At 70.4% G+C, this 6,462-nt stretch carries 7 protein-coding genes; 4 read left to right on the forward strand and 3 right to left on the reverse strand.

What is annotated here, in order from left to right; genetic code table 11:
* The first annotated feature begins 78 nt into the window (after positions 1 to 78).
* A complete protein-coding gene (locus ACFUNE_RS13485) occupies positions 79 to 1,413 on the forward strand; it encodes an MFS transporter (RefSeq protein WP_383565949.1) in 1,335 nt (444 codons plus the stop codon).
* 199 nt (positions 1,414 to 1,612) lie between these two features.
* Entirely contained in the window at positions 1,613 to 2,185 is a 573-nt protein-coding gene (gene thpR, locus ACFUNE_RS13490; protein ID WP_383565951.1) for an RNA 2',3'-cyclic phosphodiesterase, read from the forward strand.
* Between the two features lie 146 nt (positions 2,186 to 2,331).
* Here the strand turns inward: thpR and ACFUNE_RS13495 are convergent, their stop codons facing one another.
* From ACFUNE_RS13495 to ACFUNE_RS13505, 3 genes are all read right to left on the reverse strand, one after another.
* Positions 2,332 to 3,327, reverse strand: a complete 996-nt coding sequence (locus ACFUNE_RS13495; protein WP_383565953.1) for an aldo/keto reductase — start codon at positions 3,325 to 3,327, stop codon at positions 2,332 to 2,334.
* 67 nt (positions 3,328 to 3,394) lie between these two features.
* Entirely contained in the window at positions 3,395 to 3,541 is a 147-nt protein-coding gene (locus tag ACFUNE_RS13500) for a hypothetical protein (protein ID WP_383565955.1), read from the reverse strand.
* 232 nt (positions 3,542 to 3,773) lie between these two features.
* Positions 3,774 to 4,091, reverse strand: coding sequence for a hypothetical protein (locus ACFUNE_RS13505; protein ID WP_383565957.1), 318 nt, complete (start codon positions 4,089 to 4,091; stop codon positions 3,774 to 3,776).
* Positions 4,092 to 4,263: 172 nt separating this feature from the next.
* Here ACFUNE_RS13505 and ACFUNE_RS13510 point away from each other — a divergent pair, with 172 nt between their 5' ends.
* Both ACFUNE_RS13510 and ACFUNE_RS13515 read left to right on the forward strand, forming a co-directional pair.
* On the forward strand, positions 4,264 to 5,262 hold the full coding sequence (locus tag ACFUNE_RS13510; RefSeq protein WP_383565959.1) for a helix-turn-helix domain-containing protein: 999 nt from the start codon (positions 4,264 to 4,266) through the stop codon (positions 5,260 to 5,262).
* Between the two features lie 351 nt (positions 5,263 to 5,613).
* The coding region (locus tag ACFUNE_RS13515; protein ID WP_383565961.1) for an FG-GAP-like repeat-containing protein at positions 5,614 to 6,462 on the forward strand (849 nt) is incomplete at its 3' end.

Below are 6,462 nucleotides of genomic sequence, written 5' to 3' on the forward strand. Positions count from 1 at the left end.
AGGGCCCCGGCCCGGCAGCGCCCGCAGTCACGTCCCCGTCAGTCCGAACGCCGTATACGCCCGAGGAGGCGAACCCTTTTGAGTACGGGATCCGGAGCAGACTCCGCCCCCGCACCGACTTCCACCCACGAGAGCAAGACCGGCGGGACCTTCTCGTCGCTGAAGATCCGTAACTACCGCCTGTTCGCCACGGGCGCCGTGATCTCCAACACCGGTACCTGGATGTCCCGCATCACGCAGGACTGGCTCGTCCTGAGCCTCACCGGGTCCGCCGCCGCCGTCGGTATCACCACGGCCCTCCAGTTCCTCCCGATGCTGCTCTTCGGGCTCTACGGCGGCGTCATCGCCGACCGGCTCCCGAAGCGGCGTCTGCTCCTCATCAGCCAGGCAGCGCTCGGCCTGTGCGGCATCGCGCTCGCCGCCCTGACCCTCTCCGGCGTCGTCGAGGTCTGGCACGTCTACCTGATCGCCTTCCTGCTCGGCATGGTGACCGTCGTCGACAACCCGGCCAGGCAGTCGTTCGTCTCCGAGATGGTCGGCCCGGCGCAGCTGCGCAACGCGGTCAGCCTGAACTCGGCGAACTTCCAGTCCGCCCGGCTGATCGGCCCCGCTGTCGCGGGCGTGCTGATCACGACGGTCGGCAGCGGATGGGCCTTCATGCTCAACGGGCTGTCGTTCATCGCCCCGCTCGTCGGGCTGCTGATGATGCGCACGAGCGAGCTCCACGCGTCCGTGACCGTGAAGCGCGCCAAGGGCCAGCTGCGCGAGGGGCTGCGTTACGTGTCGGGCAGACCCGACCTGATCTGGCCGATCGTCCTGGTCGGCTTCGTCGGCACCTTCGGATTCAACTTCCCGATCTGGCTGACGGCCTTCGCGGACGAGATCTTCCACGGCGGCGCCGGGATGTACTCGTTCTTCAACATCCTCATGGCGGCCGGCTCCCTGGCCGGAGCGCTGCTCGCCGCCCGCCGCCGCTCCTCGCGGCTGCGGATGCTGGTGGCCGCGGGCACCCTGTTCGGTGTCCTGGAGATCGCCGCGTCGTTGTCGCCGTCCGTCTGGCTGTTCTCGCTGCTGCTCGTCCCGATCGGCATGATCGGCCTGACGACCAACATCAGCGCCAACACGAGCGTCCAGATGGCCGCGGACCCGGAGATGCGGGGCCGGGTGATGAGCCTCTACATGATGGTCTTCGCCGGGGGCACGCCCGTGGGCGCACCGATCGTCGGCTGGATCAGCGACGTCTACGGCGCCCGCACCGGCATGGCGGTCGGCGGGGCGATCTCGATGGTGGCCGCGCTCGGCGTCGGCTTCGCACTGAGCCGCGTCGGCGGCCTGCGCCTCAAGGTCGACCTGCGCCCGGGCCGCCCGCACGTACGGTTCGTCCCGCGCGAGCAGCTGGCCACGGCGGCCTGAGCCGTCTCCTGAACGCTGCTCTCTCCTCGTCGGAGAGGGCGGCGTTCCCGTTTCAGTCGCGGGGGAAGCCGGAAGTCCTCGAACTCGATGTCACGGTCATCGTGGCGCTCCTGCCCGCTGCCGCACGGCGCGGGCAGCCGCGTAGTACAACGACAGGCCCGGGCCCCCGGACACGCGGGGACGCTGGGACACTCGCCGCATGAGCAGCCAGAGACTCTTCGCCGCCGTCCTGCCGCCTGAGCCCGCCGCCGGCGAGCTGGCGAGGGCCGTCGCCCGGCTGCACGGCATGCCGGGCGCCGTGAACCTTCGCTGGACCGCGCGTGCGGGGTGGCACTACACGCTGGCGTTCCTCGGGAACGTCGACGAGGAGCTGATGCCGGAGCTGTACGTCCGGCTGGAGCGGGCCGCGCACCGGACGCAGCCCTTCGCGCTGCGGATCCACGGCGGCGGCCGGTTCGACGGACGGGCCCTGTGGGCGGGGGCGGCGGGGGACCTCGACACGCTGCGGCTGCTCGCGGAGCGTGCCCACGCCGCCGCCCGGAAGGCCGGGGTGCCGATGGAGGAGCACCGTCGCTACACCCCGCACCTGACCCTCGCCCGGAGCCGGGTCCAGGCCGACCTGACCCCGTACGCGGCGGCGCTGGAGGGCTTCGAGGGCATGCGCTGGGAGGCGGATGAGCTCAGTCTCGTACGCAGCCGTCTGCCGGTGGACGGGGTGCCGGGGGAGCAGCCGAGGTACGAGGTGGTTCAGGCCTGGCCGCTGGGCCGGTGAGCCGGGCGGTTACGCTCGTCGGGTGGATCCCAAGACCAGAAACCGCATCATGGCGGTCGTGCTCGTGCTGATGTTCGTCGTCGTGGCGGCGGCCTCCGCCCTCGGAGGCTGACTCCGGGGGCGAAGGCCGCACGCGCGCCGCTCACCTACCAGGCGAAGTTCTCCGGCGACGGGCCCGGGCCCGGGAAGATCTCGTCCAGGGCCGTGAGGACCTCGTCCGACAGCTCCAGCTCCACAGCGCGCAGCGCCGAGTCGAGCTGCTCCCGGGTGCGCGGGCCGGAGATCGGCCCCGTGACGCCGGGACGGGTCAGCAGCCAGGCCAGGCCGGCCTCGCCCGGCTCCAGGCCGTGCTTCTCCAGGAGGTCCTCGTACGCCTGGATCTGCGCCCGGACCTTCGGGTCGGCCAGGGCGTCGCCGGACCGGCCCGAGGTGGAGCGGGAGCCGCTGCCGTCGCGCTCCTTGCGGATCGCACCGCCGAGCAGTCCGCCGTGCAGCGGGGACCAGGGGATGACACCGAGGCCGTACTCCTGGGCGGCCGGGATGACCTCCATCTCGGCCCCGCGCTCCATCAGGTTGTAGATGCACTGCTCGCTGACCAGGCCGTAGCTGCCGCGCCGGGCGGCCCGCTCGTTGGCCTGGGCGATCTTGTAGCCCGAGAAGTTGGACGAGCCCGCGTAGAGGATCTTGCCCTGCTGGATCAGTACGTCGATGGCCTGCCAGATCTCGTCGATCGGGGTGTCACGGTCGACGTGGTGGAACTGGTACAGGTCGATGTGGTCCGTCTGCAGCCGCTTGAGGCTGGCGTCGACGGCGCGACGGATGTTGAGGGCGGACAGCTTGTCGTGGTTGGGCCACGCCTCGCCCTCGGCCCCCATGTTGCCGTAGACCTTGGTGGCGAGGACGACCTTGTCGCGGCGGTCGCCGCCCTGCGCGAACCAGGTGCCGAGGATCTCCTCGGTACGGCCCTTGTTCTCGCCCCAGCCGTAGACGTTCGCCGTGTCGAAGAAGTTGACGCCCGCCTCCAGGGCGGCGTCCATGAGGGCGTGGCTTTCGCTCTCGTTGGTCTGGGGGCCGAAATTCATCGTCCCCAGTACGAGGCGGCTGACCTTGAGTCCGGTGCGTCCGAGCTGCGTGTACTTCATGGATGCCCACCCAACGCCTTCGAGCGCGCTCGAAGCAAGGGAGCCCCGGCGCCGGGCCTGTCGGCCGTCACATCCAGAGGATGTCCTGCACCGTGGTGGCGGCCGGCCGGTGGATGTCCGCCGGGGCGGCGACGCCGGCCGGGGCGGAGAGCCCCAGGGCGACGAGGGCGAGGACGGTGACCGCGGCGGCCTTGGTGAGGCGGAGAAAGCTCATGAGGGCTGTCCTTCCGGATGCGCCGCAGGGCGGCGGGCGAGGCGGGAAGCTGCTGCCCGTACGGTCCGGCGCCCCGCGGTGGCGCTGTTCCGTCCGGTAGTCATAGCTAAGCCGCAGCTCAGGCGGCCAGGAAGAGCGGACGGGTGGACTGAAGGGGCCTTGGACACTTGCGTCCAGAAGCCGGCCTCCCGGCCGTGGGCGGGCGGGGCGCCCGGGGGGAGGCGGCCCACGGCTACGGGTCGCACCGCCACGGCACGTCGAACGCGGGCCCGATCGGCGGAGCGCCGGTGCCGAGCAGGCGGGCCCGGTGGAGCGGCGGCTTCTTCAGCATGCGGCCGCAGACCTCCGCAGCGTGCTTTTCGGCCAGCTCCCACCGCTCGGACAGGAGGAAGAACCCGAGGGTGAACAGGTGGGCGGAACGCAGGTGCACGGCGAGGTGCTCGACCTGCGCACGCGAGTCCGCTCTCAGGAGGGCCTGCACCAATTCCCTTATGTCCGGAGGAACTTCGAGCGGACCGGGCATTTCGACATGGGCGTGGACGAGATACATCTGTCCACGGTCTCAACGCCTGCGCGGGGTGCCGACCAAAATGCGGGGCCGGTTCCGGCCTTGGACGCTTCGGGCCTCAGGTGTGGATGAGGCGTGAATTAGCTGGGGTTGGCGTGCGGTCTCTGTAATGATCTGCACACAAACATGTGCCAGGAGTGACTGGGGGGACCACGTGCTGACGACGCTAGGGCTGCAAGCCGCAGCCGAGACCGTGTACAGGGGGATGCTGTCGCGGCCGGATCTGGGCGTGGTCGCACTCGCGGCCGAGCTGGGCCTGGCCGAGGACGCGGTCCGTGACGCGCTGGACGAGCTGAGCGAGATGTGCCTGGTCCGGCCGTCCGCCGAGAGCGCCGGCCGGATGCGGGCCGTCTCGCCGGACATCGGGATGGAAATCCTCATGGCCCGTCAGCAGGCCGACCTGGCGGCGCAGCAGCAGCGGCTGGAGGCGTCCAGGGCTGCGGCGGCCCAGCTCATATCGGAGTACGCCGAGCTGCGCCCGGCGACCGCCGAACCGGGGGTCGAGCAGCTGGTCGGTCTGGACCGCATACGGGACCGTCTCGTCACCTTCACCCGGGAGGCGAGGCGAGAGGTCCTGGCCTTCTCGCCCAACAGTCACCTCCCTCAGGAGGCGATCGACGCGGCCAGGCCGCTCAACGCCGAAGTGCTGGGGCGTGGTGTGCGCATGCGCACGATCTACCTGGACAGCGTCCGCAACAGCCGGTTGTCCATCGACCACGCCAACTGGCTGGCGTCCCTGGGCGGTCAGGTCCGTACGGCGGCCACGCTGCCGACCAGGATGATCATCTTCGACGGTACGGCCGCGGTGATTCCCGTGAGCAGTGACGACACGGCCGCCGGGGCGGTCGTGCTGACGGGGCAGGGGACGCTGTCCGCGCTGTGCGCCCTGTTCGAGACGGAGTGGGCGGGGGCGCTTCCCCTCTCCGACGTCCCCGTGGCCGGTCCGAGCGGGCTGACGGCTCAGCAGTCCATGGCCGTGAAGCTGCTCGCCAGGGGCCTCACCGACGAAGCGATAGCCAAGCGGCTCGACGTGTCGCCACGCACGGCGCGACGGATCGCCACCGACCTCATGGAGCGGCTCGGGGCCCGCAGCCGATTCGAGGCGGGGGTCCTCGCGGTCCAGAAGGACTGGCTGCCCGGCCGGAGTCGATGAGGCGGCCGGAGCCGGAAGGGCCGGCTGCCCGGCCGGAGTCGACGAGACGGCCGGAGCGAACCGTCCGGCAGGGCTGACGGGTCCTGCCCGTCCTTGATGCGCGAAGTCCTTCCGGACTTCGCGCATCCGTGCGTCCGCCCCCGGGGGCCTGCGGTCGGCCCGTACCGGCCGGGGCCGTTTGAGGCCAGCGGTTCCGTCTTCCGCACGTCGTGGACCTGGGCAATTGTTGATCCAGCAACGGGGAACGCCGCCGGGGACCAAGCCCGGGAAGCGCCCTGGAGTGCCGCTGGGGACGCCTTCCTCGTGCCCGTCACAACCATCGACGTTCTTCCGCACACCTGGAGTCTTGCCATGTCCATGACCACCAGTTCCGCCATGCGCCGCGTGATCGCAGCCTCCGTGGCGCTGGCCGCCACCGGCCTCGTCCTCGCCGGCGGCACGGTAGCCCAGGCGGCCTCCCCCGCCCCGGTCGCCGTGAGCGACGGGGGCAGCCCCGGCCAGGGCCCCTATCTCGCGGTGCCGTCGGAGCAGCGGGGTCTGGCGCGGTCCGCCTCCGCGATGGCCCCCGAGATCACACGCTCCACCGTGATCAGCAGGGCGAAGAGCTGGGTCGGTCTCGGCCTGGACTACAACCAGGGCGGCTCCTACCAGAACTACCGCACCGACTGCTCGGGCTACGTCTCCATGGCCTGGAAGCTCTCGGCGTCGCTGGCCACCAACACCTTCGCCGCCAACGGCGTGACCGAGACCATATCCAAGGGTGAACTGAAGGCCGGTGACGCCCTCCTCGACGACGACTCGGGCAACGGCGGTCACGTCGTTCTCTTCGAGAAGTGGGCGGACTCCTCCAAGTCGTCCTACATGGGACTCGAGTTCTCGGGTTCGGGTGTCCACTACCGGGAGATTCCGTACCCCTACTTCTCCGGGAACAACCCGGAGGACTACGTCCCGGTGCGGAACAAGTCGGTGATCGACGATGCTCCCGCGCGTAAGGCGACGCACGATTTCACGGGCGACAACCGGGACGACCTGCTGGGTGTGGACGCCGACAACCAGCTGAACCTGTACAAGAACTCGGGCGACAACTCGTTCTCGGGTTCGGTTGTCGGGGGTGGCTGGGATTCGATGGTGCAGGTCGCTGCGGCGGATTTCGACGGTGATGGTGATGGTGATGTCGTTTCGACGTCGGAGGCGGGGGAT

It is taken from the genome of Streptomyces sp. NPDC057287 (assembly GCF_042667905.1).
Classification (GTDB): Bacteria; Actinomycetota; Actinomycetes; order Streptomycetales; family Streptomycetaceae; genus Streptomyces.

Bases quoted from the DNA above. Each gene is read 5' to 3' on its own strand.
- ACFUNE_RS13495 (WP_383565953.1), bottom strand. From the start codon at position 3,327: ATGAAGTACACGCAGCTCGGACGCACCGGACTCAAGGTCAGCCGCCTC.
- ACFUNE_RS13500 (WP_383565955.1), bottom strand. From the start codon at position 3,541: ATGAGCTTTCTCCGCCTCACCAAGGCCGCCGCGGTCACCGTCCTCGCC.
- ACFUNE_RS13505 (WP_383565957.1), bottom strand. From the start codon at position 4,091: ATGTATCTCGTCCACGCCCATGTCGAAATGCCCGGTCCGCTCGAAGTT.
- thpR (WP_383565951.1), top strand. From the start codon at position 1,613: ATGAGCAGCCAGAGACTCTTCGCCGCCGTCCTGCCGCCTGAGCCCGCC.